This is a genomic window from Paenibacillus sp. JT31N11 (assembly GCF_056269285.1).
On record NZ_JBWDNQ010000005.1, the window covers coordinates 254,865 to 279,912 of the forward strand.

The following is a 25,048-nucleotide window of genomic DNA, read 5'->3' on the forward strand; positions in this document are numbered from 1 at the left end:
GTTGCATCACCGGGAGGTAATGAGGAAATGAATGCCAATTCTTGTCTTGCTATGCTGCTTGCCGGAGGTGAGGGCCGCAGATTGGGACCTCTCACAGCGAAGCTCGCCAAACCGGCGGTGCCTTTCGGCGGCCACAGCCGAATTATTGATTTCACGTTAAGCAACTGTGTCCATTCCCACATAGAAACGATCGGCGTACTCACCCAGTATCAGGCCGAATCGCTACATAAACACATTGGCGATGGCAGAGCCTGGCGCAACAGAAAAAGCGGGAGAAGGACAGATATCGCCCTTCTTCCATCCAGCAGAATCGGCGAAAGCGGTTATGCCGGAACCGCGGATGCGATTTATCAGAATATCGATTATGTGGATCAGCAGAATCCCGAGCATGTATTGATTTTATCGGGCGATCATATTTATAAAATGGATTATGGCGCACTGATGGAGAAGCATATCAAAAGCGGCGCTGCTGCGACGATTGCCGTCAAACGCGTTCCGTGGAAGGACGCAAGCCGCTTCGGGATTATGAATACGGATGAATCGGAGCGCATCGTGGATTTCGCCGAGAAACCGGCCGAGCCTGTCAGCAATCTGGCCTCCATGGGAATCTATATGTTCCGCTGGGCCGATCTGCGCAGCCTGCTGATCGAGGATGCCGACAACGCCGCTTCCAGCCATGATTTCGGCAAGGATATCATCCCGCAAATGCTGCGCTCCAGGATGCATCTGCAGGCTCATTCATTTGACGGATACTGGCGTGATGTAGGCACAATCGACAGCTTGTGGGAAGCGCATATGGATTTGATTGACGGACAAATTGCTGCAGGCGCGGCGGCTGCGGGCAAAGTCGATGCCGATGCCTGGCCGATCCTGTCGAAGGAAAAGCTTTATACGCTGTCTTCCTACATGAGTCCGGCTGTCGACGTGCAGAACTCGATTGTACATCCCGGCAGCTCGATTGAAGGGGATGTTGACCGCTCCGTTGTTTTCGGTGATGTCGCCATTGGCGAAGGGTCCGATGTCCGCGAAAGTGTGGTCATGCCGGGGGCCCGCATTGGACGCAATGTATGGCTGTACCGCGCCATCGTAGGCGAAGGGGCTGTCATTGAGGATGGAGCGGTGATCGGGAATATGAATGGGGAAATTACGGTGATCGTCGCTAATGACCGCGTAGCCGTTCATCCGCGGTTCATGGTTACACCGTCCCGCCTTCCGCACAACTTCTTCGAGGAGCGGGATGTGTATATGCCGTTTGTTTCCAGGGAAAGTAAAGTGCTGAGCGACAACGCGTAAGCATGTAGGATCAATAAAATAAATCAAGCCCGGAACCAACCGCTCCGGGCTTGATTCTGTTTGCGCAGGGATCTATACGGCAGGAGGCGTAAATTTGCGCTGTGCGAATTCATTCTCCAGCATGAAGAAAGCGTTGCTGTCCGTATCGATCCGTTTGAGCTTCTGGATGATGGTATCGAACATCGATTCTTCTTCAACCTGCTCATCAATAAACCATTTCAAAAACTGGATTGTCGCATGCTCGCGGTCATTCAATGCCAGATCGGAGAGATGATAGATCCGTTTGGTCACTTCCCGCTCATGCTGATAAGCCTGCTCGAAGGCATCAAGAATGGAGCTATATTCATTGTTTGGAGTTTCCATACCGGTTAAAGTGACGCGGCTGCCGCGGTCATTCAGGTATTTGTAAATCTTCATCGCGTGGAACCGTTCCTCTTCCGCTTGAACAATAAAGAAATTAGCGAAGCCGTCCAGACTTTCGCCTGAGCAGTATGCGCCAATGGCCAAATAGACATGAGCGGAATACAACTCGAAGTTTAACTGTTCGTTCAAAGCATGACTTAAGGTTTCATTCATCATCGGGCCGCACTCCCTTACTGTAAAATGGTAAATTGCTCTTCGCTATCGTACCATAATCAAGGGCGGTTAGCCTATTCGATCTTTCAGCTTGCGGTACAAAACTTCAGCCGTCGGAGCTACGACGATCTCCGATTTGCCGATCATAACCAGACACTGCCTGGAGCACAGCTTGCAATTGCCGAGGCAGTCTTTCTTCTTCTGTTTTAAATCCGGAAACTCATGCTTAAGCGATGTATAAACCGACTTGGAGCCGTTTTTGAAGTTTCTGCAGCAGTATTTGATTTTCTTCATCCGATTATACCGACCTCTTTCGGACTTGGATTTAAAATCCATCTGCAAATAATGATAGTAATTCTCATTCTCAATGTCAACACCTGAGAAAAGATAAAATCCCCCGGCTCGCGATGATCAGCTTGAGCCGGGGGATTCATGAATTAATTGACTGTAGGCAGGGAAAACTTTTTCGTCCAGGTCGTGCCGCTGTCCGTGGTTCCATAGATAGCCGAGTACGATAGACTCGTTATCGCAATAAAGCCGTCTTTGGCGGAAGTAAAGGACAGTTTGCCCGCATAACCGGGAATGCCGGTAATCGTCTTGAAGGTTTTGCCGTTATCCAATGATCTGCAGATCGACACTTTCTCGTAAGCGCCGGATGAAGCGGCCAGATAAGCGGCTTCATGACCGATGACTTGCATGTTCTCAGGAGAGCCTGTCGGACCGTTCAGACCGGCAACCTCAGGTCCGGGCGCCGGGCCGCCGCCAGCCGTTGAATTGGAGACAAGCTGCTTCCAATGTGCGCCTGCGTCGCTTGTATGAAACAGGGAGTAGGACGTTTGCGACATGCCCGAATCTCCGTAGAGCACAACCCATACGTTGGATTCTTCAGTGCCGTAGATCTGTCCGCCGACAACGGTGGCCGACTTGACGCTCAGCGTGTTAGCCCATGTCTTCCCGCCGTTAACGGTGCGTTTGATTTCGTAGCCTGTTCCGGGAACAAGTGTGACCACCCAGCCTTCATTCTGGTTAATGAAGTGGACGTAGCGGGTGTTGGGCGGGGTCGTCACTTTCTCCCAGGTTTGCCCCCCGTTGGTGGTCTTGAACGTCAGGGTGTGACTGAAGCCGTAACCGACATCCTCAGAGAGGAACTGAACACGGTCAAACGCGTAAGCGCCGGTATGAACCTGCGTCAGCGTAGTGCCGCCATCCGTCGTTTTAAAGAGTAGATTCGGCCCGCCGGCTTTGGTCTTGGCCATCACATAACCTGTCGAGTTGGTTTGAAACTGCATATCCTGAAAATCGTATTTTCCTTCATTGTTAATGGCCTGCCAGCTGCAGCCGCCATCCGACGTGCCGATCATAAAGCCGTTCCCGGCTGCCCGTCCGATCTTCGGGCTGAGGAACTGGATGGATTCAAAATGAGCCTGATCACCGGTGTCCGGCACCGTCTTGAGCGTCAAGCTGTTACCGTCTGCGCGGCAGCCGCCTGAAGACTGCGCCAGTGCTGCTCCTGCCCCGGAAGCGGGAGGCGGTTCGGCGGCGATTCCTGTGAATAATGCTGCGGAAAGAGTAAGAATACCTAATGCTCCAAGTCTGTTTCTTCTCATGTTCGTATCACCTCGTTATTGTATTACCCCAAAAGCTTCTTTTTCTCTCATCTTCCAGACGGCTTTTCGGACGGAATAGTTGCAGGAGCGGGAGAGATGGGTTTCTTTACTTGAGCAATCGTCTGGATTATGATAAAGAACATGGCTTGGAAAGCATCAATGAAATTGAAGGAGGTAAACGTATATGAGCGCAAATGGACAGCAGCGGGCGTCGATTCGTCCGGGCTTGCTTGTGGATATCGTATTGAAAAAGGATCAGGCCTCGGGTCAGACGACGCGCGGGGTCGTGAAAGATATTTTAACCAACTCGGCCAATCATCCGCATGGAATCAAGGTAAGGTTGCAGAGCGGAGATGTGGGACGGGTCAAGACGATTGTGGACAGCAATTCATAACAAAAAGGCGCTCGGGAGGGTAATCGCCTCTGCAGCGCCTTTTTTTGATCATATATAGTTTTACACCAGGTCGCAGGCTTCCTCCGGCATCCAGTGGGCATCCTGTCCGTCCCATTTGACATTGCAGCCGATGGGATTGGTCAGGGGCGTTGATACGGGCTTGCCTGCCAGATGCTCCGTGAGGGCCTGGTCCAGATCGTTGACGGTCATTTTGCCGATCTCACGGGGCTGGTCAACGCCGCGTCCCGTGTAAATAAGCTTGCGGTCGGCATCGAATACATAGAAATGCGGAGTGCGAAGGGCGCCATAAGCGCGTGCGACATCCTGGGATTTGTCATGCAGATAGACCCAGGGGAAGCGTTCCTTCTCCATCACCTCCACCATATGCGCGAAGGAATCATCGGGATGCGTCACCTCGCTGTTGGCATTAATGGCGACGAAACGAACGCCATGCTCGGCGAATTTGAGCGCCGTGGCACGGGTTACCCCGTTAGAGCCAAGTACAAAGGGACAATGATTGCAGGTGAAGAACACAACAAGCGCCGGTGCGTCTGAGAAATCATCCAGGGAGTAAGTTTGACCGTTCGTTGCCGGCAGCGAGAAGCTTGGAGCTTCAGCCCCCAATTGCAGTGTGAAAGCCATTACCGTTTCCTCCTCATCTCAAAAAAAATGGTCACTCCCCCTGATTATAGCGGTCCTTTCCAGCCGATACAACCAGAGGGATGGAAGCGTCTTCCCTTCCAGGCGATTTTTTGAGAAGATAGGGACAGTTCCCGCGCAGGGTGAACCGTAAAGGATGCACTCCCCGCGGAAAAGAGAGGAGATACAAGGATGATCTATAGTGATTTGACGAACTGGGAGACGGAGAAGCATACGTTCCCGGCCCCGGTAAGAAGGGCGGTTGACCGGCTTCAGCAGATGGATTTGGCAGCGCTTCCTCCAGGAAAGCATGAGCTCGGAGAAACGGGGATGTTTCTGCTGCTGAATGAGTTGACAACGAGGGAGAAGAAGGCGATTAAGCCGGAATCGCACAGGGAGCATATCGATGTGCAGCTGCTGCTCAGCGGCAGGGAGTGCATGGGGGTGGCCAAAGCCTCTCCGGAGCAGATCATTACGGATGAGCGGTATGATAAAGAGGATATCGCTTTTTACGATGAGGTTCAGGGCGAAATCGATGTCCATTTGGCTCCCGGCGGTTTTGTCGTGCTGTTTCCTTCGGATATTCACAGGCCCAACTGCTCGATAGCGGAGGATGTGCCCCTGCGTAAAGTCGTTGTCAAGATTCACCGGGATCTGTTTGATCAGCAATAAATGAGCAGGACTTGCACGGGGAAATTTGCAACCGGATTTCCAAATAGAGTAGGATAGGGAAGTACACATTCACTTACAAAAAGGGGCTAATGTCCTCGTGGGCTTTCTTCCGGACTCATTTCCTGCACACAGCGCTTCCATCATTCTTACGTTAATCTCGGGTATCGCGGTTTTGTTCCTGCGCCTCCGGGCATCGAACCGCCCGACAACCATGCGCAAAATCATTATTCCGCCTATCGGCATGTCAACGGGCTTCCTGATGTTCGTCGTTCCCGTTACGCGCATTCCGTGGAGCTGGGCACTGATCGCTTTTGCGGCAGGGGGACTGCTGTTTGCTTATCCGCTTATCCGGACCTCGGCGCTGGAGCGCAGCGGGGAGACCATTGTGCTCAGACGCTCCAAGACCTTTATCTTTATCCTGCTTGGACTGCTCGTCGTAAGGCTGCTGCTGCATGACGTAGTGGAACAGAGCATCACCATTCCCCAGACCGGCGGATTGTTCTTTATTCTCGCTTTCGGGATGATTCTGGTATGGCGCATTGCCATGCTTAGAGCGTATATCAAGCTGAAGAGGGAAATCGATTTGCAGGACACCGGGCTTTCCAACTGATGGATAAGGGCCGGGCGGCCATACGCAAACCCAAAAAGCAGGGATTCCTATTCTTAAGGAGTCCCTGCTTTTTCGTGCATGCGCTACTTCTCCATCCTGCGTTTCAACGTCTCCAGATCGCGCTGCACCATGCCCGCATCCTCAGCGAATTTCCCGTCGGACATGCCGGAGTGCTGGAACAAGGTAAAGTGAACCTCGCAGCCCTCCCCATTGGGAATGACCCGCATTGGATTATACAGCTCGGGACCGGAGGCGGGACGCACATGGTGATCCAATACGCCCCATTCATTCCTGGCCGCGAAGGCGATGCCCATCGGCCCATCCGGTGTTTCGACGAGCCACTCTTCGCCGGATTGACGGACCGTGAGGCTGAACGAGGTTGTCCATTCCGGGAAATTTTCCGGATTCACGGCGTATTCGTATACGGTTTGCGGCGAGTTTTCAATGCGAACCTGCAGCGTTTGGGAATGCATCAATTTTGTCAATTCAAACAGCTCCTTATAAAAGAATTCGGCCTTTGAACGGCACAGCCCGCGAAGGGGCGGTTCATCCATAAAGCATGAGAAAATTAAGGTCATGCCCAAGCTGCTTCAAGTAGTTATAGAGCTGCGAGCGGTGGTGAAAGGTATGCGTTACGATTTCAATCAGCCATTTGCTCTGAACCATGCCATGCTCCAGATAGAAAGCTTTGGTGGATTTGTGCAGCAGCTCATCCTCGCTGAGCGAGATCATGCAGGCATGCAGCGTTTCATAATGAAGCCGGAACCGGGCGGCCAATTGCCCAGGATCTGTCAGGCCGCTGACTGCCGTCTCGGCCTTTTGGACCTCTTCCTGCGTCTTCTCCTGCATAATCGCCAGATCCGACGCCGGAATTGACACAAGATGATGAACCAGCTGCAGCAGCGTACGCATATTTTCCGCCGGGCGATAGTCCCACTGCTCAGGCTGGATACGTGTTATAAGCGCTTCGCTGGTCCGTACCGCAAGCTCCAGCTCGTCCAATAGTTGATCGCGAATAGCGATGACTCCACTCATAAGATCATTCCTTTCGTCATTTATAGGAGAAGTATATCCCTTCAAGTGCGGATCGGATTGTAAAAATCGGACATCTTGCCGTATTCTCTGGCGGCTGTAATGGGCGAATCGCCGTAGAACCTCCTGAAATCATGAATCAGATGAGCTTGATCGAAGAATCCGTGATTCAAGGCGAGCATGGACCAGTCCACGGGATCCCGGCTTAGCTCCAGCTGGCTGATAACGGACTGGAACCGGACTATTTCGGAGAACTTTTTGGGAGTGATGCCGATCCATTTCTCGAACATGCGGTTCATCTGCCGGGCGCTGATAATCTCAGCTTGGGCTAACGCCTCGATGCCGGTGGTTCCTTTTGTTGCAAAAATCCGTTCAAGCAGGTTCGCCATCCGGCTGTCATCTACAGCCTTGCTCCGGTGCAGGAGGGTGATCAGATACGATTCAATCACCTGTATTCGCGCATCCAGCGAGGAAGCTTCAAACAGCCGTTCGCTGATTCCTTCAGCAAGCCGCGGCCATAGAGCATCCAAAGAAAGCTGCTGGTTGGTAAATTCGGACAGCGGGGTCCGTACGAAAGGATAAGCCCCGCCGGGGAAGAAGCGCACGCCGAATTTGCGGGTCGGGTGCTGTTCATCGTAAGCGATAGCGAATGGATGATCGAACAGACCGATGTAACGGATTTGGCAGCGGTTATCCTTCAAGTCTTGCTCGAACAAAATATCGGTACACCCATCCGGAAGAACGCGGTCGACCGCTCCATTGTCCGTATTCATTTCCTGCTCGTGAGCAGATAACGGCTCGGATGCCCAATAAGTGGATACGAAGGGGCGGAGCAGCTCTGAAGGCGGAATTTCGATATAGCAATGGGAAGGGACTCTTCCGCTTGCTTGCCGGGGTTGAAACAGCTGGTGCAGCTTCATGGAAACACCTCCTCTGCTTATGAAGAGCGGAATACTTGTATTTGTATAGTAACAGATTGTACATATGTCATTCATGCAGGGGATGTATTCATTTGACAAGAGGATGCTTGATTGCTAAACTACAGATATATATTGTGCACAATTTAATTTTATCAAATACTTTTATTGGAAAGAGGAGGAGTTTGATCATGACAACGCTCTACGATCTGCAAGCAGAAACCATCAAAGGTGAAAACAAGGCATTATCCGATTACAAGGGCAAGGTGCTGATTGTTGTCAATACGGCCAGCAAATGCGGCTTCACACCCCAATACAGCGACCTGCAAAAGCTGTATGATGAATATAAGGACCAAGGGCTTGAAATTCTCGGCTTCCCGTCGAACCAGTTTGGGGAGCAGGAGCCGGGTACCAATTCCGATGTGCAGGAATTTTGCCAAATCAATTACGGTGTTAATTTCCCCCTGTTTGCCAAATCCGATGTCCGGGATGAAACGGCAAATCCTGTATTCCGTTATTTGACGGAGGCGGCTCCGTTTGAAGGATTTGACACCACACAGCCCAGCGGCAAAATGTTAAACTCATTCCTGAGCGAGAAAATGCCGCATTGGCTGCAGGATGATTCGATCAAATGGAACTTCACGAAGTTTCTTGTTGATCGTGAAGGCCATGTCGTCAAGCGTTTTGAATCCACAGTAGAACCGCTGGATATGAAATCGGATATCGAAGCGCTGCTGTAATTGTTCTGAAGTTGTCAGGGAGAAGCTAAAGGAGTTGGAAAGATGTCCGAAGTATCACAGCGTGCTCAGCAGGAGAAGCTTCTGGCGGCGCTGCCGAAGGTGGATCTCCATGTTCATCTGGACGGCAGCGTCAGACCGGAGACGATTCTGGAGCTGGCAGAGGCAAGCGGCATTGCACTGCCTGCCGACCATGTGGAGGGGCTGCTCGCCTATATGCAGGTGGCGGAAGATTGCGATAATCTGCAGGATTATTTGAGCACCTTTTCCTTTGTCCTTGCCTTTCTTCAGGATGGGGTGGCACTGGAGCGGGCCGCTTACGAGCTTGCCGCGCAGGCTGCCGGGGAGAACTGTCTTTATATGGAGGTGAGGTTCGCCCCGCAGCTGCATACGGAGCATGGATTGACTCTCGAGGATATTATCGGGCATGTCGTCCGCGGCTTGAAACGCGGTGAGGATACGTTCGGCATTACAGCAAGGACGATTGTGATCTGTATGAGGCATCATGGTATGGAGATCAACCGCGCCGTTCTGGATGCCGCGGCGCATTGGCATGGCCGCGGTGTGGTCGCCGTTGATCTTGCCGGCGACGAAGCCGGTTATCCGGCTGAGCTGTTTCGGGAGCTCTTCGGGGAGGCCCGCCGGCTCGGGCTGCCGATCACCATTCATGCCGGCGAAGCTGCCGGACCCGCTAATATCCGCGAAGCCATCGTTCATCATGGGGCGAGCCGGATCGGACACGGGGTAAGGCTGGACGAGGACCTTGAAGTATTCGGGCTGGTGAAGGCGAGACAAGTTCCGCTTGAAATGTGTCCGGTCAGCAATCTTCAAACAAAAGCGGTAGCGGATTGGTCTTCGTACCCGCTGCGCAAATATGCGGAAGAAGGGCTGATTGTCACCGTAAATACGGATAACAGAACCGTATCGGGAACGTCGCTTACGATGGAATACCGGAAGCTGATGGAGCATTGTGGCGTGACGGCAGGCGATATTGCCGGGTTTATCCGCAATGGCTTGAACGCGGCCTTCGTGGAGGATGCCGTCAAGCAGCGGCTGCTGCGGCAGTTCGACAATGCCTGCGCAGAGCTGGGGCTTGCGTCAGGCTGAATCTCTGAACAAGGTGTTATAAAATTTTATAGCTTTTGAGAAGGACGGCGAATCCCATTCGCCGTCTTTTTGGCGTTTCAGAGCGATTTTTTCCACGCGTTAGCTCCCAGCGAGCGGTGTGGCGCTGCATGACGGCGGTCAACCACATATTCACCGGTTGCAACGATTGGAAGACAATTCCCGCTTGCGCATCCAGACCATTTTCACCAGGTAGAATTGGCTGTAATAAATTGTTAATTTTATCAGAAACGTTTCATAAGATGTAAACTCGCTTTATTAACCTTATAACATTTATAAGATTTATTCTTATCCAATGAAGTCATGGCACATATAGGAGGGACAAGCATGACTGCAATAAAGCTAAGCCTCACGGCGATTATTCTTATCCTGATGGGCTGCATTCTGGGAAGCTGCTCCCCGGGCAATTCGGAAGAAGGGGGTACGGTCACCTTGAATATCTGGGGGATGGGAGAGGAAGCGAAATCGCTCCCGGAGCTGGCCAAAGTGTTCGAGGCCGAGAATCCCGGCATCCGGATCAAGGTGCAGGCGCTGCCGTGGGATAACGCGCACGACAAGCTGCTGACCGCTGTCGCCTCCCGCCGCGGCCCTGATATTATCCAGATGGGAACCACGTGGATACCCGAGATTGCATCGGCCAAATCGCTGCTGGATTTGACCCCATACATCGGCCAGTATCCGGAGCTTAATCCGGACAATTTCTATGAAGGCGCGGTCCAGACGACCAGGTATGGGGATGCTTTCGTCGGCGTTCCCTGGTATATCGACACCCGGGTGCTGTACTACCGGACGGATCTGCTTAAGCAGGCCGGGTATGACGAGCCTCCCGGGACCTGGGATGAGCTGAAGGATGCAGCGCGGAGACTGGCCGGCCGCGGCGACGGCAAATACGGCATCAGTCTGGATACCGCCGAGCAGACACTGGGCTTCATGTTCGCCCGCCAGAACGGTTCCAGGCTTATTGAAGGAAACACAACCCTGTTTAATCAGGCCCCTTATGTGGAGGCGATCGAATATCTCGACAGCTTTTTCAGAGAAGGCCTTGCGCCCAAGGATCTGGGATTGGATGCCATCCAGGCTTTTGCAGGCGATGGGGTGATCCCGATGTTTATCAGCGGCCCCTGGATGATCAAGCTGATCCAAGATCAGGCTCCGGATCTGGAGGGCAAGTGGGCGACGGCCGAGCTGCCGAAGAAAGAGAACAATGAGTCGCTGCTTGGCGGCGCGGATCTGTCGATCTTTCAATATTCCAAGCATAAGGAAGAGGCGCTGAAGTTTCTGGCTTTCATGTCCCGCACCGAAACGCAGCTGAAATGGATGGAGCTGACCCAGTCATTCCCTTCGGTCAAGGCGGCATGGGAGGATGATAAGCTGAAGAGCGATCCCAACTTCCAGGTGATCGGCAGACAGGCGGAGAATGCGGCGCCGATGCCGCAGATTACAGCCTGGGAGGAGATTTCGCAAGGCTACTTGAAGGCCTTTGAGAAAATATACCGCAGGGGCGATAATGTCCAGCAGGTGTTCGATGACTACAACGCCAATGCGACGCGCATCTTGAACCGCTAACCGCCGGAGGTCTTGTGCGGGATGGACGTTTACAGAAAGGAAGTGTGCATCATTATGAGAGGCACTCGAAGGGCGCCGTATTTGTTCATTGGCCCCACGCTGATTCTGCTCGCCGTATTCTCGCTGCTGCCTATTCTGGTGGCGCTGGTCATCAGCTTTACCGATATGAATCTGGCTGGTCTCGCGGACTTCTCCACCGTTCGATTCGTCGGCTTCAAAAACTATGTCGATGTTGTCGTGGATCCGATCTTCCTGCAAGCGATCGGCAATACGCTGTTCTATGTGGTCATCGGCGTTCCGCTTGTAATTGCCATCTCCCTGGCGGTTGCGCTGCTGATCAATTACGGCCGGGCGCGTCTGTTCAAGGCATTCCGGGCCATCTTCTATATGCCCTCGGTGACGAATGTGGTCGCCATTGCCGTTGTCTGGACCTATTTGTACAATCCCAGCCTGGGCTTGTTCAATTACATCCTGAATCAATTGGGCCTGTCCTCTGTTCCCTGGCTCACGGAGCCTGTGACGGCCAAGCTTTCACTGATTCTGCTCGCGCTCTGGCGGGCTATCGGACTGAACATGATTATTTTTATCGCCGCCATCAAGGGGATTCCCAAAACGTACTATGAAGCTGCCCAGTTGGATGGGGCGGGAGCCTGGAGACAGATGTTCTCCATCACGATCCCGCTGCTCAGCTATGCCATCTTCTTCGTATCGGTTACGACGATGATCGGCTGGCTGCAGTTCTTCGAGGAGCCGTTCATCATGACCAAGGGCGGTCCCCTGGACGGCACAACCTCGGTTGCGCTGTTCATCTACCGCAATGGCTTTCAGCTCAGCCATTTCGGTTACGCGGCTGCAGGGTCGTTCATTCTGTTCTTTGCGATTATCGCCATTACGCTGATCCAGTTCAGGCTGCAAAATAAAAATGACGAAGCGGGAGCCTAAAGGCAGCTTCGGCTGCGCTCCAACGTTTTGGATAAAGGTGAGGTGAATGCTATGAAAACAGCTGCTGCCGCCGATTCTCCAGCCCGGGGCAAAGGAAGCGGCGCCGTCCAGCAATGGATTGCGGGCATTATTCTCGCTGTGCTGGGAGCCGCGATGCTGGTTCCGCTGGTCTGGATGATCTTGTCCGCCTTCAAGCCGGAGAGCGAGGTGACGCAAATTCCGCCAACGCTGCTGCCGCATCAATTTACGCTGGAAAATTTTCAGAATCTGTTTCAAAATATGCGCTTCGGCTATTACCTGCGCAATACTCTGATCATTGTCTTCTTCTCTTTTGTGGGCTTGTTCCTCAACGCCATGGCGGGCTTCGGCTTCGCCAAGTACAAGTTCAAATTGAAGGACAAATTGTTCTACATCGTCCTTGCGACGATGATGATTCCGGGTCAGGTGACGATGATTCCCATCTACCTGATTCTCAACCAAATGCGTCTGACCAACACGATGCCGGGCGTCGTCCTTCCGGGGCTGGTGGGCGCGTTCGGAATCTTCCTGTTCCGGCAGTTCATGACCGCCATCCCCGATGAACTGCTGGAGGCGACACGCATGGATGGAGCCGGCGAATTCAAGCTGTTCGTGCGTGTCGTGCTGCCCATGTCGGCCTCGATACTCGCCGTGCAGGCGATTCTGACCTTCATCGCCGGCTGGAACAGCTTTCTGTGGCCGCTTATCATCGCCAATGATGAGAGTCTGTACACCTTGTCGGTAGGACTTGCCCTGCTTAAAGGGCAGTACGGCGGCGATTATGCGCTGCAGATGGCGGGCGCAGCCGTTATGGTTGTGCCGATCATCGCCATCTTCGTCTTCTTCCAGCGGCATATCATCGATAATTATTCTATCTCCGGAATAAAGTAGAACGCCGGTTGGCGGCTTTAAGACTGGCTCATGTGTTTTGCTGTCTCTACAAATTGAAGAGGTCTGCCCGAGGAGTAATCCCGGGGAGGCCTCTTCTTGCATAATGACGCGGGGGATTACGTTACGGCTTCCTTTTGATTACGTGCAAACTCTCGCATGGCTGGAAAATAAGCAGACGCCTTCACATGAAATGATGGATTCTGTGCAAAGACGGCTGAACTGCATTTCATGTACACTTACAGTAGAGTCATAATCGGCTGCGCCAGGCGCTGCTGCTTGACCTGCTTGTCCGTAAAGGGCTGAACACGGAATGTCTGCAGACTGGACTCGTCATATGCCTTAGATCCGGTATGAAGGGAATGCCAAGCAGCCCAGATCGCAGTACGCCGTCAGATCTATGCCTATCCGGAAACGGATCTGTAATTCAAAATGTAAAAGGGGGGCTTGTCATGAAAGCAAAAGCAGTGGTATTTACCGGGGTTAATGAGGTTGCCTATTTGGATGTGGAAGCGCCGGATCCCGGACCCGATGACGTTGTTGTGGATGTGGAGCATTCCTGGATCAGCGTCGGCACCGAGCAATCCTACCTGCGGGGGGAGCGGATCAGCGGCGAACAGGTGACCAGAGCAGGCGATGTCCTGCCATTCCCGCAGGTAGCAGGGTATCAGAAGGTTGGAATTGTGCGTGAGGTGGGAAGCGGCGTAACCTCTTCTGTGAAACCAGGGGACCGCGTGTTTGCTTCCGTCAGCCGTGTGGAAGGCATGGCTTTTCCGACCGGCGGGCATATCAATCCGGCGGTGACGCATGTCAGCCAGGTATGGAAGCTGCCGGATGCGGCGGACGGGCCGGATGCGCTTGCATATGCGCCGCTTGTGCTGGCGCAGGTCGGGTACAACTGCGGCATGAGGCCGGCCGTCGCCCCGGGCGACAGGGCTGTGGTTATCGGGGACGGTCTCGTGGGCCAGTGGTCGGCACAGACACTGCTCGCAAGAGGGGCGGACGTGACCGTGCTGGGCCGGAATGACGGGCGGCTCGGGCTGCTGCCTGCCGCTGCCGGGCGGGTGAATTTGCGTAAGCCGGGCGTTCACGAAGCTGTAGAAGATATCACGGATATCCAGGTGGTAGTCGATACGGTCGGGGCGCTGCCTGTATTCCGTTCCATGCTGCCCGGGATGAAAAGGAACAGTCATCTGGTGTCGGCGGGATTTTATGGTCACGACGGCCATATCGATATTCAGGAGCTGCGGCCGCGGGAAATTACCCTGCACAGCCCTTCGGGCTGGCAGCCGGACCGCATGGCTGCGACGCTTGCCGCCATCACGGACGGACGGCTGCAGACGGTCCCGCTCATCACCCATATGCTGCCGGCCCATCAGGCGGTGAAAGCATGGCGGATGATTCAGGACAAGCAGGAATTCTTCCTTGGCGTTGTCCTGGATTGGCGGCAGGCAGAAACCGGCTGACACCATCCTTTGGGCGGTGCGGAACATCCTTATATGAATGGCTTCCCGGCTGTATTGGAAGAATAAATCTATCCATGGCAGCAAAGAGGAACCTGACGCGGTGCGGGTTTCTCTTTGCCGTTCACCATTTCCAATCTGAAGTTTACGTTGACGTTAATGTTATATTGCAGTATGCTTTTCCATAATCAGTCGGCATAGGGCGGGAGGCTAAATATGAAAACTTATAAAATCGAAGATGCAGCGGCAAAGACGGGACTTACGAAGCGGACGATCCGTTACTACGAAGAGCTCGGTCTGATCGAGACGCTGGACCGGACAGAGGGCGGCATGCGCCTTTATTCGGAGGAGGATATTGAAAGACTGAACAAGATCGTGCTTGCCAAGGAAGTGCTGGGCTTCTCACTGCAGGAGCTGCAGCAGTTCATCAAGATGAATGAAACGATCGACCAGCACCGGCATACGGTCAGGTCATTGGAGGACCGGACTGAGCGCAGGCTCAAGCTTCTGGAAATCTCCGAAGTGCTCCAGAGGGAGATCGAAATGATTGAGATCAAGATGAAGCGGATGGATACGTTCAAGGAAGAGCTTCTTGCCTTGAGCCAGCGTGTACGGGAAGCGATCGGCAAGTATGAAGAGGATTAAAATAACGGATCAAAGCTTATAGCGGAGGCCAAAGCTGGAGGGAACGGAATTCATGACGAACGGGGAAGAAAAATCACCATTCTGGAGTATTATTGCTGCCGTATTTTTCGGCAATTTCATGGCTGTTCTGAGCACGACCACCATCAATGTGGCCCTGCCCGTGTTTATGACGGATTTTCACGCGGAGCTGACCACGGTGCAGTGGATGATATCGGGATTTATGCTGGCAACCGGCGTCATTGCGCCGATCATCGGATATATGGGCGACAAGCTCAGCTATAAACGGCTGTATGTATTTGCGCTGCTGGGCTTTACAATCACCTCCGGTCTGTGCACGCTTGCCTGGAGCATGCAATCGCTGATCGTTTTCCGCATTCTGCAGGGGCTGTTCAGCGGTATTATTATGCCAACCACGATGACGATTATTTATCAGGTCATCCGCAAAGAAAAGCAGGCGCTTGCTATTGGACTTTGGAGCGTATCGGCCATGCTGGCACCCGCATTCGGGCCTACCATTGGGGGGTGGCTGACCGAATATTTCAGCTGGAAATCATTATTCGTGATGAATCTGCCGATTGGCATTCTGGCGATGATCTTCGCTCAGCGCTTCATCCCTTATTACCGCCTAAGCCGCGGCATCAAGCTTGATGTTATCGGCTTTATTGCCGTAATCCTGGGCACGAGCTCCTTGCTGCTTACCTTCAGCGAAGGCCACAGCTGGGGATGGACCTCGTGGAAGACGATTATGCTGTTTATCGCCGGAGCTGCCATCGTGACGTACTTTATTATTCGAACGCTGCACAGCAGAGCTCCGCTGCTGAATCTGCGCGTATTCAAAATCCCGCGCTTCACCTACAGCCTGATTATCAACTGCATCATCACGATTTCGCTGTATGCCGCTACCTTCCTGGTGCCAATCTACATGCAGAACATCAAGCATGCTTCGACGCTTCATACGGGACTTGTCATGCTGCCGGGGACGATTGCGATGGCTATGTTCTCTTTGCTGGTCGGCAGAATTTATGACAAAGTAGGCCCGTTCCGTCTGATCATGGCCGGCGTCATCATTATGGCATTGGCGACCTGGGAGCTCAGCCGGCTGGACCTGGCGACAGGCACCTTCTTCATCGCTTCATGGCTGGCAATCCGCTATGTGGGCATTGCGCTGAGCAATATGCCAGTCACCAACTCCGGGATGACGGCCGTGCCCAGTACCTTCAGCGGGCATGCCTCAGCGGTCACCAACTGGATCCGGCAGGGTACTGCGGCGCTTTCTGTCAGTATTTTCAGCAGCATTCTGTCTGCAAGGACTCTTGCCCATCTCAAAGAAATCGGAGCCGACACCCCGAACGGGGCCGATCTGGCTCTGGCCAAATCCGTTCAGGAGGTGTTCATCATCGGAACCGTTCTGGTTGTTCTGGCCGTTCCCTTCACCTTCCTGCTGCGCAGGAAGCATCATGAAGTAAGCGAGGATCTCCTTGCTCCAGGCCGGACTTAAGAACGCAGTGGTTTCTCTTTAGCGGCTGTGCATGAGCATCTTCCTGAATTGACCGGCGATCAGCGGAAGGGAGATGCTCTGCCTGGCGGTGATCCCGATACTGCGGGGAGGAATCGGAACCAGGGTAGGCAGCTCGAACAATCTGCCCTCCTGCAGCTCCCGCTCCACAAAACGCCGTGTTACGAATGCGGCGCCATAACCGCGTTCGCAGCATTCCACCTGCATTTCCAGGCTGCTCAGCTCGAGGCTCGCTTCCGCCTGGACACCCTGATCGCTCAGCCATTGCTTGAAAAATTGCCCGGTGCTGCTCTCTGGAGACAGAAGCAGCAGCGGGATTTTTGCGATTTCCTCCGCCGACAGGGGCTGCCCGGTCAACTGGCGGTAAGGCGGCCCGACGACCAGACAATCCTGTATCGTTGCGAGCGGGGATACGTGGAGCTCCGGATCTTCGTCCAGAGGCAGATGGACCAGACCCAGATCAATCAGACCGTCCTTCAGCCGTTTGGTGATTTCAGCCGATTTGCCTTGAAACAGATGAATGCGTACAGCGGGGTAGTCGGCTCTAAACAGGTCCAGAGCAGGGAGCAGCAGATGCTTGAGCATCGGGCCGCTGGCGCCAATGCGCAGCTCCCCGGCCGCGAAATCCTTCAAGGCCTGCAGCCTTCGCTCAGCCGAATCGATCAAGGCAAAGGAGGGCTCCACATACTCCAGCAGAGCGGCGCCCTCCGCCGTAAGCTTCACTCCTTTGGAAAGACGGTCAAATAATTTGACATCCAGGCTGTCCTCCAGCTGCTTGATGGCATAGCTGACAGAAGGCTGAGTCATATGGAGCTGCTGCGCCGCTTTGGTCAGATTCTCAACCTTTGCCGTATGAAGGAAAATACGGTACCATTCCATATTCAGCTGCTTATTGATATAGATCACCTCTATGACAGACATTGAGAATGGCGATTTCATTTATCACTTAGTGAAAACTATAATGGAAACAGGCATCAGCAGTCAAAGGAAAGCTTCAAGCAGCGGAAGGGGAGGGACATGACAATGGCGGGAAATTCATTTGGGGAGCAGTTCAGAATTACGACATTCGGAGAGTCGCACGGCGAGGCAGTCGGGGTTATTGTGGATGGCGTTACGCCGGGAATCGAGATAGATGAAGCATTCATACAGATTCAAATGGACCGCAGGAAGCCGGGGCAATCCTCTGTAACTACGCCGCGCAAGGAATATGATGCGGTAAGCATCCTCTCCGGTATGTATGAGGGCAGAACAACGGGAACGCCGCTCTTTATTATTTTGTTCAACAAGGATATGAAGCCTGAGGCTTATAACGATATTCAGCATGCTTTTCGTCCGGGCCACGCGGATTTCACGTATTTGCAGAAGTATGGGATAAGGGATCATCGGGGCAGCGGACGGGCGTCGGGAAGAGAAACGGCGGGCAGAGTGGCGGCAGGAGCAGTAGCCCGCAAGCTGCTGGAGTACCGGGGCGTGAGTGTGATGGCTTATACGACAGATATCGGAGGGATCCGGTGCGAAACGTTCGATGAGCATCAGATTGAGCTGAATGCGGTCAGAGCCTGTGATCCGGATGCGGCAGTGCGAATGATTGCGAAGATTGAAGACCTGGCGGCGGCCGGCGACAGCTGCGGGGGAATTGTCGAGTGCCGGATACTCGGCGTTATGCCCGGTATCGGCGAGCCTGTCTTTGATAAACTGGATGCGGATCTGGCCAAAGCGATGTTATCCATCGGGGCTGTCAAAGGGATTGAATTCGGGGAGGGATTCGCGGCAGCGGCTATGCGCGGCAGCGAGCATAATGACGGCATGTATGGTTCGGGATTCCTGAGCAATCATGCGGGCGGGATCATTGGGGGGATCAGCACGGGAGAAGAGATTGTGTTCCGGGTTGCGGTGAAGCCGACGTCCTCGATCTCGCTTCCGCAGCAAACCGTCAATATCCGCGGGGAGGAGCAGACGATCCGTACCGACGGCAGACATGATCCATGCATCTGTCCGCGAATCGTTCCTGTAGTCGAAGCTATGGCATGTCTGGTGCTTGAGGATCATTACAAGCGGCAGGCGGCAATGAGAGCCTGATGGAAGCTTAATCGGCATATTGTTCCCGGCTGGAGCGAAAGTTTCGTGTGAGGTAGTCCTGATGTTCTTCCGGCAGAGCTTCAAATGGAGCAGAGCAGCGCGGCAATCACGGGTGGATTGCCGCGGGCTTGTTCAATTATTTAGCGATCAGAATAATAACGGCTGTCCATACCAACATGGAGAACCCGATAGCAGCCAGCATTCCCCAGTTCCATCCTCTTATCATCATCAAGTTCATCCCCTCCTGTTCTCTCTTTAGTATTTTTGCCCTTTTTTCCGAAAATAAGACATAAGGCTTATAGCTATTACGGAGTATGTGTCGGTCTTGAATTGTAATATTAAATCTTTTATCGGCAGTAGAGGAGGAAATGATTACCTTTGGACCAGAAAAAGTAGGGCTTTATGTGCAGGTAGAGAGAAATTAGGTCTAATCAAGGTCATATTTTGTCGGAGGAGTTGTTTTGGAAAATGGAGGGGAAGTGCTTGAGATTGATGCGAAGAACTATAAAAAACAAATAAAATCCCGCTCTAAACACTCTTGAGCGGGATTTTTCAACATGCGGGAAAGGTCAGCTTTCCGTTGCAGATCGCTGATTTTGCTTATATTTCGGAGGGAGTGCCGCACCGCCAGAGGACGGCGGGAGCCGGTTCTTTTATATTGATCCGTCTATAAGCCGCCAACATTATGACCCGGAACGGGCAAACAGCATTTTGTAAACGAGCCTGAACCGGGCCAAGAGCCACGGGACAATAATGTGTTTATGCCGCTTGAGAACCATGACCAAGGGCAGGAAAGCGGCAATGACCAATACGGCGCGAATCGAGTAGCGGGTAATCAAATGGAGGATGTGTTCAAGCTCATTGCCGAATATTTTGCCGATCATGACATAGGTTATGACCCATATCAAGGCCCCGAAGTGGTTGAAAAGGAAAAAAGTCCGCAGAGGAATGCGCAGCACACCGGAAACATAACCGGTAAAATGGCGAAGACCGGGAATGAAATAACTGACCAGCAGCAGTTTATTCCCATATTTATCGAACCATATTGTAATTTTGGTTAGTCGCGGCGGGGTGAGGAAAAAATATTTTCCATACTTTTCGAAAAAAGGGATTCCGAGCTTCCTGCCGACAAAATACGTGACCGTTGTGCCAATTGTCGCTCCCAGAAAGGCGCAAAGCATAATCCATCCCAAATGAAAATGGCCCACTACCGAGATATGTCCGGAAATAGCCATGGCCAGCTCCCCGGGAAATGGCAGGGCGATGGACTCCGTGAACAGTCCGAAAAATAAAACCAGATAACCATATTGTTCAAATAGCTGATTGATCCACTGCATGGCGTTCGTTATCCCCTTAGCTTCACTCCGTGTATTTCTTAAAAGTATAGCGGAGTCGGCTTAAACCCGATAAGGGCTGGGGATTGGTTTCTTGCTGGACCTAAGTCGGGTTTAACTTTCTTCTGATCGCATCCATATTGGATAATATTCTTTTGCGCAAAGGCTCGGGACGAACGTCTTCAAGAAGGGTCCCAAATGAAAGCAGGTAACTGTCCAGCCAGTTGCCCTCAGGAAATTCGGCTGTAACGTCGTATGAACCGTCTTCATTGTGGGTAATCATCTTTTCGGCAAATTCATCGTAGACCCGATAAGCACCTTCTGCAGAAATTTTTAGAGTCACCTCAATTGTGCTGCGCATAATGTTGTCCTCTGCCTCTGTTAACGGTACCGCCGGTCTGGGCTCATAGTTGTCATCCGTTACAGCGATGTCTTTCATCCGGCTGATCTTGAATATACGGGGACCATTGCTGGTCAAACAATGACCCGTCAGATACCAGGACTTATTTTTAAACAGCAGGCTGGCAGGCTCAACGCTTCGATCGCTCTGTTCACCGGCTGTATTAAAATATCGAAACGTAATAATGCGGTTCGCCGTAATCGCTTTGCGCAAGAGCGGAAAAAGCTCTCTCTGGCTTTCTTCGCTTCCCCACGGGGAGAAATCCACCTCAATCCAGCTGCTCCTGTCCTTCTTGAACAATCTGCTCAGCTTGCCGAGGACGTCCTCAATTTCAGGGAATTTTGCAGCAGTCAGGCTCTGAAGGGCCATTAAAATATCGTCCTGTTCCTGCCCGGACAGCAAAGAGGTGTTGAAGACGTAGCCGTCCATTAGCGATATTCCGCCGCCTTTTCCCCTGCTGCTGTAAATCGGGATTCCCGCTGCGCTCAAAATATCGATATCTCTATATATGGTTCGTGTGGAAACCTCAAAATGCTCTGCCAGTTCAGCAGCGGTCAAAGTCTTCTCATTCAGAAGCATATAAACTAATTCAAAATGCCGGCTTACCGACATATCGATCACCTCAATAAAAGTATACACCTTAAACATGACATTAAAAAAGTCATATTAAGATAAGCCGTGCCAACTTCTGCCCTGCAATAGGTGACGCTATAATCTGCAGCCTGTAACAGAGAGACGACGGCAGCCGGAACAAAACAGCCCGCACGGCTCACCGATACTTGGTGCTGTGCGGGCTGTTTTTATTCTCTTGGCTGAGAAAAAATGGTGAATGCAAATGAATGGATCATCAATGAGACGGAAGCTGACCCTGCAAGCTTAAATCACTTCGCGCTGCGGCTTGCGGCCGCTGAACTGGCTTTCATACAGGTCGGCGTAGAAGCCTCCGGCTTCCAGCAGCTCCTCATGCGTACCCTGCTCAATCACAGTGCCGTGATTCATAACGAGAATCAGGTCGGCATCCCGAATGGTCGACAACCGGTGCGCGATGACGAAGCTGGTGCGTCCCTGCATCAACTCATTCATGGCACGCTGGATCTGGATTTCTGTCCGCGTATCGACGCTGCTTGTCGCCTCGTCGAGAATCAGGATAGCAGGATCGGCAAGAATGGCTCTTGCGATGGTAAGCAGCTGCTTCTGACCCTGCGAGATATTCGAAGCTTCCTCGTTCAGCACGGTTTCGTAACCTTCCGGGAGCGTTCGGATAAAGTGATCCGCATAAGCCGCCCGGGCGGCTTGAACGACATCTTCCTCGCTGGCATCTTCGCGGCCGTAGGCAATATTGTCGCGGATGGTACCGTTGAACAGCCATGTATCCTGCAGCACCATGCCGAACAGGCTGCGCAGATCCCCCCGTTTGAATCGGGTAATATCCACACCGTCGATGGTGATGCTTCCGCCGCTGAGCTCATAGAAGCGCATCAGCAGATTGATCAGCGTCGTCTTGCCTGCGCCGGTGGGGCCGACAATCGCGATGGTTTGGCCGGAATGGACATCTATGCTCATATCTTCGATCAGCGGAGTATCCTCTTTGTAGCCGAACTTGACATGATTGAAACGGACATCTCCTTTGGGGAGGGCGACCAGCCTGCCTTGATCAACCGTTCCTTTGTCAAGGCGCATCTTATTCTGCTGCTGTTTGGAGGCGACCATTACGGCATCTTTCACTTCTGGCACTTCCTCCTGCTCGTCAAGCAGCTCGAACACCCGCTCGGCCGAGGCAATCGTCGATTGAATGATATTGGCGATTTGCGCTGTCTGGGTGATCGGCATTGTGAATTGCCGGGAGTACGAGATAAAAGCCTGGACATCCCCGATTGTAATGGCATTGCGCAGGACGAAGATACCGCCGGCGACGCTGACCAGCACGTACCCGATATTGCCGATGAAGCTCATGATCGGCATGATCATGCCGGAGATGAACTGCGCCCGCCAGCCCGAGGCGTACAGCTCGTTATTCACTTTCGTGAAATGCTGCATCGATTTCTCCTCGTGGCCGAATGCCTTGACAATCGGGTGGCCGGTGTACATTTCCTCAACATGGCCGTTAAGCTCTCCCAGCGATTTCTGCTGGCCTTTGAAATAGAGCTGCGAGCGTTTAGCGATCATGCGGATCGCCAGGAAGCTGAGCGGCAGGGTAATGATGGTGATGAGAGTCATAACCGGACTGATGGTCAGCATCATCACGATAACGCCAATCAATGTGACGATGGAGGTGATGAGCTGCGTCAGGCTTTGCTGCAGCGTGCTGCTGATATTATCGACGTCATTGACGGCGCGGCTGAGAATTTCCCCGTGCGTCCGCGAGTCGAAAAACTTGAGCGGCAGTCTGGCCAGCTTCTCGTTGACGTCCTTGCGCAGATCATAAACCGTCTTCTGGGCAATGCCTGCCATGACGTACTGCTGGATATAGCTGAACAGCGAGCTGATAACATATAAGCAAATCAGCACAAGCAGGATGTGCCAGATATAGGTGAAATCGATTTTCGCCCCCTCAACGCCCTTCAGCTTGCCAACCATGCCTGTAAAAAGCTCGGTGGTCGCCTTCCCCATAATCTTCGGGCCAAGGATGGAGAAGACCGTGCTGAGTACTGCTGTCAGCAGCACGATCAGCAGAGCGAAGCGGTGGGGCTTCAAATAGCCGGCGAGCCGGCGCAGCGTGCCTTTGAAGTCCTTGGCTTTTTGGACAGGCATGCCCATCGCTCCAGGGCCGCCGCGGCCGGGTCCGAAGCCAAAGCCGGCCCCCTGGCCACCAGGTCTTTGACCTGCAGCGCCGCCAGCCTGTCCTGAACCTTGCGGTCCTCGTGAGTTACTCATGCAATCTCCTCCTCTGACAGCTGCGACGTGACGATTTCGCGGTAAATCGCATTGCTCTGCAGCAGCTCGCGGTGCGTGCCGATTCCGGCCACTTTGCCGTCCTCCAGCACGATGATGCGGTCCGCATCCATGACCGTGCTGACCCGCTGGGCGACAATGATGACCGTCGCCTCTGTCGTAGCCGGGCGCAGCGCCTCGCGCAGCCTGGCATCGGTCTTGAAGTCCAGGGCCGAGAAGCTGTCATCGAACAGGTAGATCGACGGCTTGCGGACGAGGGCGCGCGCAATGGACAGCCGCTGCTTCTGCCCGCCGGACACATTGGAGCCGCCCTGGGCTATCCGCGAGTCGAAGCCTTCCGGCATCTCCGATACGAAGTCGCTGGCCTGCGCGATTTCGGCCGCGCGGCGGATTTCCTCATCCGTGGCGTCCTCTTTGCCATAACGGATATTTTCCGCAATGGTGCCGGTGAAAAGCACGGACTTCTGCGGGACAAGTCCAATCCGGTTGCGCAGCTGCTCCTGCGAAAGCTCGCGTACATCGACGCCGCCGATGCGGATGCTTCCGTCTGTGAGATCATAAAATCTCGGAATGAGGTTGATCAGCGTTGATTTCCCGGAGCCAGTGCCCCCGATAATGGCGGTTATCTCCCCCGGACTTGCGGTGAAGCTGATGTTGGAGACGGCGGGTATTTCCGCTCCCGGGTAATGGAAGGTCACATTATCGAATTCAACGACGCCCGCGTCTGCCGATTTCTTCGGAGAAGCCGGATCGTTAATGTCCGGCAGCATGCCCAGCACTTCATTGATCCGTACAGCAGAAGCGGAGGCGCGGGGAATCATGACAAACATCATGGAAGCGAACATGAGCGCAAACATGATTTGAAAGGCATACTGGATAAAAGCAATCAGGTCGCCTACTTCCATATGACCGCTGTTGATCCGCAAACCCCCAAACCAAACAAGGGCGACGCTGGCGACGTTCATCATCAGCATCATGATCGGCATGAGCGAGGCCATAATCCGGTTGACCCTCACAGCCGTATCGGTCAGATCGCGGTTGGCTTCATTGAAGCGGTCCTGTTCACGGCGGATCCGGTTGAAGGAGCGGATAACGCGGATACCGGTCAGGTTCTCGCGCAGGACAAGATTGAGCTTGTCGAGCTTGGTCTGCATGGCCCGGAACAACGGTATGCCTCTGCCGACGATGGCATAAATCAAGAGGGCCAGGATTGGCACGATGGCTATAATGACAAGCGACAACGTGACATCCTTATACATGGCCATGATGATGCCGCCGAAGCACATCATCGGAGCCATGACCATGACCCGCATCATCATCGTCAGCACCTGCTGCACCTGCGTAATATCATTGGTGGTGCGGGTGATCAGCGAAGCGGTGCCGATCTTGTCGAATTCATTCAGTGAAAATCGCGACACATGGGAGAAGACCCGGCTGCGGAGATCCTTGCCGAAGCCTCCCGCCGCCTTGGCGGAGAGGAAGCTTGCGCCAACCGAGCAGGCCGCGCCGAGCAGGGCCATCAGCATCATGAAGCCGCCAATCTTCCAGATATAGGGCGTGTCGCCGGCAACAACGCCTTTATCTACAATATCCGACATAAGAGTCGGCAGATACAGATCCGAGAGCGACTGGAGCAGGACAAGGCTCAGCACAAAAGCAACAGGAATGCGGTAGGGCCTCAAAAATCGCAATAGCTTCATCAT

The 25,048-nt window shown here is 53.2% G+C and carries 25 protein-coding genes; 13 read left to right on the plus strand and 12 right to left on the minus strand.

Going from position 1 to position 25,048, the window contains the following annotated elements; genetic code table 11:
• Window positions 1-27: 27 nt before the first annotated feature.
• Window positions 28-1,293: a glucose-1-phosphate adenylyltransferase gene (locus AC0YNV_RS19730; RefSeq protein ID WP_475769556.1), complete on the plus strand. Its 1,266-nt coding sequence runs from the start codon at window positions 28-30 to the stop codon at window positions 1,291-1,293.
• Between the two features lie 72 nt (window positions 1,294-1,365).
• On the opposite strand, the gene AC0YNV_RS19735 is transcribed toward AC0YNV_RS19730, so the two are convergent.
• The 3 genes from AC0YNV_RS19735 to AC0YNV_RS19745 form a co-directional block, all read right to left on the minus strand.
• Window positions 1,366-1,869, minus strand: a complete 504-nt coding sequence (locus AC0YNV_RS19735) for a ferritin (protein ID WP_475769699.1) — start codon at window positions 1,867-1,869, stop codon at window positions 1,366-1,368.
• Window positions 1,870-1,938: 69 nt separating this feature from the next.
• A complete protein-coding gene (locus AC0YNV_RS19740; protein WP_210039113.1) occupies window positions 1,939-2,163 on the minus strand; it encodes a DUF1450 domain-containing protein in 225 nt (74 codons plus the stop codon).
• A gap of 143 nt (window positions 2,164-2,306) precedes the next feature.
• Window positions 2,307-3,476, minus strand: coding sequence for a WD40/YVTN/BNR-like repeat-containing protein (locus AC0YNV_RS19745; protein ID WP_475769557.1), 1,170 nt, complete (start codon window positions 3,474-3,476; stop codon window positions 2,307-2,309).
• Between the two features lie 184 nt (window positions 3,477-3,660).
• On the opposite strand from AC0YNV_RS19745, the gene AC0YNV_RS19750 reads away from it, so the two are divergent.
• Complete coding sequence (locus AC0YNV_RS19750; protein WP_475769558.1) at window positions 3,661-3,870, plus strand: YwbE family protein; 210 nt, start codon at window positions 3,661-3,663, stop codon at window positions 3,868-3,870.
• A gap of 60 nt (window positions 3,871-3,930) precedes the next feature.
• On the opposite strand, the gene AC0YNV_RS19755 is transcribed toward AC0YNV_RS19750, so the two are convergent.
• Entirely contained in the window at window positions 3,931-4,512 is a 582-nt protein-coding gene (locus tag AC0YNV_RS19755; protein WP_475769559.1) for a thioredoxin family protein, read from the minus strand.
• 189 nt (window positions 4,513-4,701) lie between these two features.
• On the opposite strand from AC0YNV_RS19755, the gene AC0YNV_RS19760 reads away from it, so the two are divergent.
• Together AC0YNV_RS19760 and AC0YNV_RS19765 are read left to right on the plus strand one after the other, a co-directional pair.
• On the plus strand, window positions 4,702-5,181 hold the full coding sequence (locus tag AC0YNV_RS19760) for a NanQ anomerase/TabA/YiaL family protein (protein WP_475769560.1): 480 nt from the start codon (window positions 4,702-4,704) through the stop codon (window positions 5,179-5,181).
• A gap of 97 nt (window positions 5,182-5,278) precedes the next feature.
• Entirely contained in the window at window positions 5,279-5,791 is a 513-nt protein-coding gene (locus AC0YNV_RS19765) for a CcdC family protein (RefSeq protein WP_210039108.1), read from the plus strand.
• Window positions 5,792-5,874: 83 nt separating this feature from the next.
• On the opposite strand, the gene AC0YNV_RS19770 is transcribed toward AC0YNV_RS19765, so the two are convergent.
• From AC0YNV_RS19770 to AC0YNV_RS19780, 3 genes are all read right to left on the minus strand, one after another.
• Window positions 5,875-6,276 (minus strand): SRPBCC family protein, encoded by a 402-nt coding sequence (locus tag AC0YNV_RS19770; protein WP_475769561.1) that lies wholly within the window; start codon window positions 6,274-6,276, stop codon window positions 5,875-5,877.
• Window positions 6,277-6,337: 61 nt separating this feature from the next.
• Window positions 6,338-6,826, minus strand: a complete 489-nt coding sequence (locus AC0YNV_RS19775) for a DinB family protein (protein ID WP_475769562.1) — start codon at window positions 6,824-6,826, stop codon at window positions 6,338-6,340.
• 41 nt (window positions 6,827-6,867) lie between these two features.
• The gene (locus AC0YNV_RS19780; RefSeq protein WP_475769563.1) at window positions 6,868-7,743 is read right to left on the minus strand and encodes a DUF6597 domain-containing transcriptional factor; all 876 of its coding nucleotides are present in this window, start codon (window positions 7,741-7,743) and stop codon (window positions 6,868-6,870) included.
• Window positions 7,744-7,931: 188 nt separating this feature from the next.
• Here AC0YNV_RS19780 and AC0YNV_RS19785 point away from each other — a divergent pair, with 188 nt between their 5' ends.
• From AC0YNV_RS19785 to AC0YNV_RS19820, 8 genes are all read left to right on the plus strand, one after another.
• Window positions 7,932-8,480 carry a glutathione peroxidase gene (locus AC0YNV_RS19785; RefSeq protein WP_475769564.1) on the plus strand — a complete coding sequence of 183 codons (549 nt, stop codon included), beginning with the start codon at window positions 7,932-7,934 and terminating at the stop codon, window positions 8,478-8,480.
• 42 nt (window positions 8,481-8,522) lie between these two features.
• Window positions 8,523-9,584, plus strand: coding sequence for an adenosine deaminase (gene add / locus AC0YNV_RS19790; RefSeq protein WP_475769565.1), 1,062 nt, complete (start codon window positions 8,523-8,525; stop codon window positions 9,582-9,584).
• Between the two features lie 345 nt (window positions 9,585-9,929).
• Window positions 9,930-11,168 (plus strand): sugar ABC transporter substrate-binding protein, encoded by a 1,239-nt coding sequence (locus AC0YNV_RS19795; protein WP_475769566.1) that lies wholly within the window; start codon window positions 9,930-9,932, stop codon window positions 11,166-11,168.
• 21 nt (window positions 11,169-11,189) lie between these two features.
• Window positions 11,190-12,110, plus strand: coding sequence for a carbohydrate ABC transporter permease (locus tag AC0YNV_RS19800; protein ID WP_475769567.1), 921 nt, complete (start codon window positions 11,190-11,192; stop codon window positions 12,108-12,110).
• Window positions 12,111-12,161: 51 nt separating this feature from the next.
• A complete protein-coding gene (locus tag AC0YNV_RS19805) occupies window positions 12,162-13,019 on the plus strand; it encodes a carbohydrate ABC transporter permease (protein ID WP_475769568.1) in 858 nt (285 codons plus the stop codon).
• Window positions 13,020-13,468: 449 nt separating this feature from the next.
• Entirely contained in the window at window positions 13,469-14,482 is a 1,014-nt protein-coding gene (locus tag AC0YNV_RS19810; protein WP_475769569.1) for an alcohol dehydrogenase catalytic domain-containing protein, read from the plus strand.
• A 213-nt stretch (window positions 14,483-14,695) separates the two neighbouring features.
• Window positions 14,696-15,124, plus strand: coding sequence for a MerR family transcriptional regulator (locus AC0YNV_RS19815; RefSeq protein ID WP_475769570.1), 429 nt, complete (start codon window positions 14,696-14,698; stop codon window positions 15,122-15,124).
• A gap of 52 nt (window positions 15,125-15,176) precedes the next feature.
• Complete coding sequence (locus AC0YNV_RS19820; RefSeq protein WP_475769571.1) at window positions 15,177-16,622, plus strand: MDR family MFS transporter; 1,446 nt, start codon at window positions 15,177-15,179, stop codon at window positions 16,620-16,622.
• Between the two features lie 18 nt (window positions 16,623-16,640).
• Here AC0YNV_RS19820 and AC0YNV_RS19825 read toward each other — a convergent pair whose 3' ends face one another.
• Window positions 16,641-17,561 (minus strand): LysR family transcriptional regulator, encoded by a 921-nt coding sequence (locus AC0YNV_RS19825; RefSeq protein ID WP_475769572.1) that lies wholly within the window; start codon window positions 17,559-17,561, stop codon window positions 16,641-16,643.
• 102 nt (window positions 17,562-17,663) lie between these two features.
• Here AC0YNV_RS19825 and aroC point away from each other — a divergent pair, with 102 nt between their 5' ends.
• Window positions 17,664-18,719 carry a chorismate synthase gene (gene aroC, locus AC0YNV_RS19830; protein ID WP_475769573.1) on the plus strand — a complete coding sequence of 352 codons (1,056 nt, stop codon included), beginning with the start codon at window positions 17,664-17,666 and terminating at the stop codon, window positions 18,717-18,719.
• Window positions 18,720-19,402: 683 nt separating this feature from the next.
• Here aroC and AC0YNV_RS19835 read toward each other — a convergent pair.
• The 4 genes from AC0YNV_RS19835 to AC0YNV_RS19850 all read right to left on the minus strand — a co-directional run bounded on the left by AC0YNV_RS19835 (window position 19,403) and on the right by AC0YNV_RS19850 (window position 25,048).
• Complete coding sequence (locus AC0YNV_RS19835) at window positions 19,403-20,056, minus strand: DedA family protein (RefSeq protein WP_475769574.1); 654 nt, start codon at window positions 20,054-20,056, stop codon at window positions 19,403-19,405.
• 100 nt (window positions 20,057-20,156) lie between these two features.
• Window positions 20,157-21,065 carry a helix-turn-helix transcriptional regulator gene (locus AC0YNV_RS19840; RefSeq protein ID WP_475769575.1) on the minus strand — a complete coding sequence of 303 codons (909 nt, stop codon included), beginning with the start codon at window positions 21,063-21,065 and terminating at the stop codon, window positions 20,157-20,159.
• A gap of 264 nt (window positions 21,066-21,329) precedes the next feature.
• Complete coding sequence (locus AC0YNV_RS19845) at window positions 21,330-23,327, minus strand: ABC transporter ATP-binding protein (RefSeq protein ID WP_475769576.1); 1,998 nt, start codon at window positions 23,325-23,327, stop codon at window positions 21,330-21,332.
• On the minus strand, window positions 23,324-25,048 hold the full coding sequence (locus tag AC0YNV_RS19850) for an ABC transporter ATP-binding protein (RefSeq protein WP_475769577.1): 1,725 nt from the start codon (window positions 25,046-25,048) through the stop codon (window positions 23,324-23,326). Before AC0YNV_RS19850 ends, AC0YNV_RS19845 begins: the two co-directional genes overlap by 4 nt.